This window comes from Saccharopolyspora sp., from assembly GCF_017434145.1.
GTDB classification, from domain to species: domain Bacteria; phylum Actinomycetota; class Actinomycetes; order Mycobacteriales; family Pseudonocardiaceae; genus Saccharopolyspora_C; species Saccharopolyspora_C galaxeae.
On the sequence record NZ_JAFRFW010000987.1, the window covers coordinates 1 to 2,879 of the forward strand.

1 protein-coding gene and 1 pseudogene are annotated in these 2,879 nt (G+C 71.0%); one reads left to right on the forward strand and one right to left on the reverse strand.

Features of this window, described 5'->3' with window-relative positions:
* Positions 1-19 precede the first annotated feature (19 nt).
* Complete coding sequence (locus IJH84_RS26770) at positions 20-1,591, reverse strand: dGTP triphosphohydrolase (RefSeq protein WP_295150429.1); 1,572 nt, start codon at positions 1,589-1,591, stop codon at positions 20-22.
* A gap of 129 nt (positions 1,592-1,720) precedes the next feature.
* Between IJH84_RS26770 and IJH84_RS26775 the strand changes: the two are divergent.
* Positions 1,721-2,724: pseudogene (locus IJH84_RS26775) on the forward strand (IS481 family transposase).
* Positions 2,725-2,879: the final 155 nt, after the last annotated feature.

Consider the following 2,879-nt stretch of genomic DNA (forward strand, 5'->3'; position numbering starts at 1 on the left):
CGGCCGCGGCGCCCGCCGCTCACAGCACGAACGTGTCGGACCACAGTTGAGTGGTCCGTCCGGACAACGCCTCCAAGAGCGCGGCGGCCTGGTCGTCGGTGAGCGAAGCGACGAAGTCGATCACCGCCCGGCCCCGCGCCCAGCGCTCCAGGTCTTGCGCGCCGATCGGCTCGCCGCCGAGCGCGGCCGGGTCCTCGGCGCGGACCGCCTGGAACTCCGCGCTCGCCCGCTCGAACAGGTCGCGCAGCCGGTGCGGCAGCCTGGCCTCCTCGCTGCGGTCGATCAGCCACGAGTCCAGCGCCTCCACCAGCTTGCTCACCAGCCGGTCCTGGCCGCGCTGGTGCAGCGCCAGGTCGGGGCGCTGCAGCACGAACCGGCGGTGCACGAACTTCAGCACCTGCACCTCGTGCCACTGCTCGGTGGCCAGCGCGACGTGCCCGGAGCGCACCGTCGGGGTCTCCTCCAGCCGCACGCCGTCGACCAGCCGCCGGGTCCACTCGCCGGAGAACGCCGCCACCGCCTGCTCGGCCTGCTGGGAACGGTCGAACGGCACTTGCAGCAGCTTCGTCACCAGGTCCGAGACGACCTTCTTCACCGCGTGCACGAAGGCGTCGTCGGAGGCGATCCACGAGTCCTTGGCGTGCAACCGGCGGCGCAGCAGCTCCAACGACCGGCCCGGCCGGTGCTCGGCGGCGGCCAGCTCGCCGTCGGTGCGCCCGGCCAGCTCCACGGCGTGCCCGAGCCACTCGGTGAGCTCGTGCGAAACCGTGGTGTGCTGCAGGATCCCGACGCGGTGGAAGTCCTCCAGGTCGTGGATGGCGTAGGCGATGTCGTCGGCGGTGTCCATCACCGAGGCTTCCACCGTTTGCTGCCAGCTCTCCAGCCTGCCGCGGAACGCCGCGCGGGACTCCCGCATGTCGTCGAGCTCGGTGATGTAGCAGGAGAACTTCGCCGAACCGGTACCGGGCGCGTCGTCCGGTTCCGAGGCACCGCGCGGCGGCACGCGCAGCTCGCGCGGGTGCGGCGACGGGCGGTGCAACCGCGTCCACGGGTACTTCAGCAGCGCGGCGCGGACCGCTGCGGTCAGGTCCAGCCCGTCCCCGGAGCGCTCCGGGTCGCCGCGCACGTCGATCGCGCTGACGATCCGGAACGACTGCGCGTTGCCCTCGAACCCGTCGCGCAGCCCGAACCGCTGCCGTGCCAGCCGGTCCATCACCCGCTCACCGAGGTGCCCGAACGGCGGGTGTCCGAGATCGTGGCCGAGCCCGGCGGCCTCGACCACGTCCAGGTCGCAGCCGCCGAGCTTGTCCAGCACCGCGCCCGCCGCCGAGTCGGCCAGCAGCCGCTCGCCGATCGCCCGCGCCACCTGCGCCACCTTCAGGCTGTGGGTGAGCCGGTTGTGCAGCAGCAGACCGGACCCGCTGGGGCTGATCACCTGGGTGACCCCGCCCAGCCGCGAGAAGAACGCCGAGCTCGACACCCGGTCGCGGTCCGCGCGGAACGGGCTGGCCGCCAGGTCCGGCGACGGCCGGACCGGACCGGTGCGGTCGCTGCGACGGGTGGTGCGTTCGACTGGGCTGTCGGTGTCCATGCCCCGCACGCTAGCTGTTGCGGGTCGTGACGTTGGTGTCGGCTGGCGGGGTCTGAGGAGGGGGACGGGTCTTTCGGCGGCAGGATGAGAAGTGCGACCAACTCGTCCGCCGGACAGAAAGACCCGTCCATGCATCACCGTAATGCCCCACTGTCTGTCGAGGGCCGCCGTCGGCTCGTGCAGCGGTGCCAGACCCGCCCGATCGCCCACGTCGCCGCCGAGATGGGCCTCTCCCGCCAATGCGCCAGCAAGTGGGTCAACCGCTGGCGCCGCCACGGCGAGGCAGGGCTGCTCGATCGCCCGAGCGTTCCGCACCACCAGCCCACCGCCACACCTGCCGAGGCCATCACCCGGATCGAGCAGCTGCGCCGGCAGCGGAAGTATTCAGCGCGCCGGATCGCCACCGAACTTTCCGCCGAGGGTGTGATGATCTCGGTGCGGGGACCGTTGGTCGGCAGCTGCTGCATCTCGGGCTGAACCGGCGCAGGTTCCTCGACCCCACCGGCGCCGGCAACCGCCAGCCGCGGCGGATCCTCGCTCGCTGGCCAGGGCACATGGTCCACCTGGACGTGAAAAAGACCGGCGAGATCCCCGACGGTGGTGGCTGGCGCGTCCACGGCAAAGGCAGCGACCAGGACAAACGGGTTGCCTGCGGCAAGACCCGCGGCGAGCGGGCCCGCTACATCTACCTGCACTCCGCGATCGACGGCTACTCCCGCCTGGCCTACACCGAAGCTCTCCCCGATGAGAAGGCTCGGACCGCGATCGGATTCGTCCACCGCGCCCGCGCGTTCTTCGCCCGTCACGGCATCGCCCACATTCATCGCCTGGTCACCGACAACGGCGCCTGCTACCGCGCGAAGGACTTCGCCGTCGTCCTGCGCGGAGCCCGCCACCAGCGGATCACGCCCTACACCCCACGCCACAACGGGAAAGTCGAACGCTACAACCGAATCCTGGCCGAAGAATTCCTCTACGCCCGCGTCTGGACCAGCGAACACCACCGCACCGCGGCTCTGGCGGTCTGGAACGTGCACTACAACTACCATCGGCCACACACTGCCGCCGGAGATCAGCCACCAGCATCCCGGCTCTCCACCGGCGTCACCAACGTCATGGCCTCATACAGCTAGAGGTCCTCCACCAGCGGGCGCGAGTGGGGTCCACGCGGTCCCGTCCTGCGTACGGACGCGCCCGAGAAAACCTTCGAGCTGGGCAGCCTCGATGGCGATGCCGTAGGCATCGGCCGTCGCCACTGCCTCATAGCTGCTCAACAGGTCCGGCATGC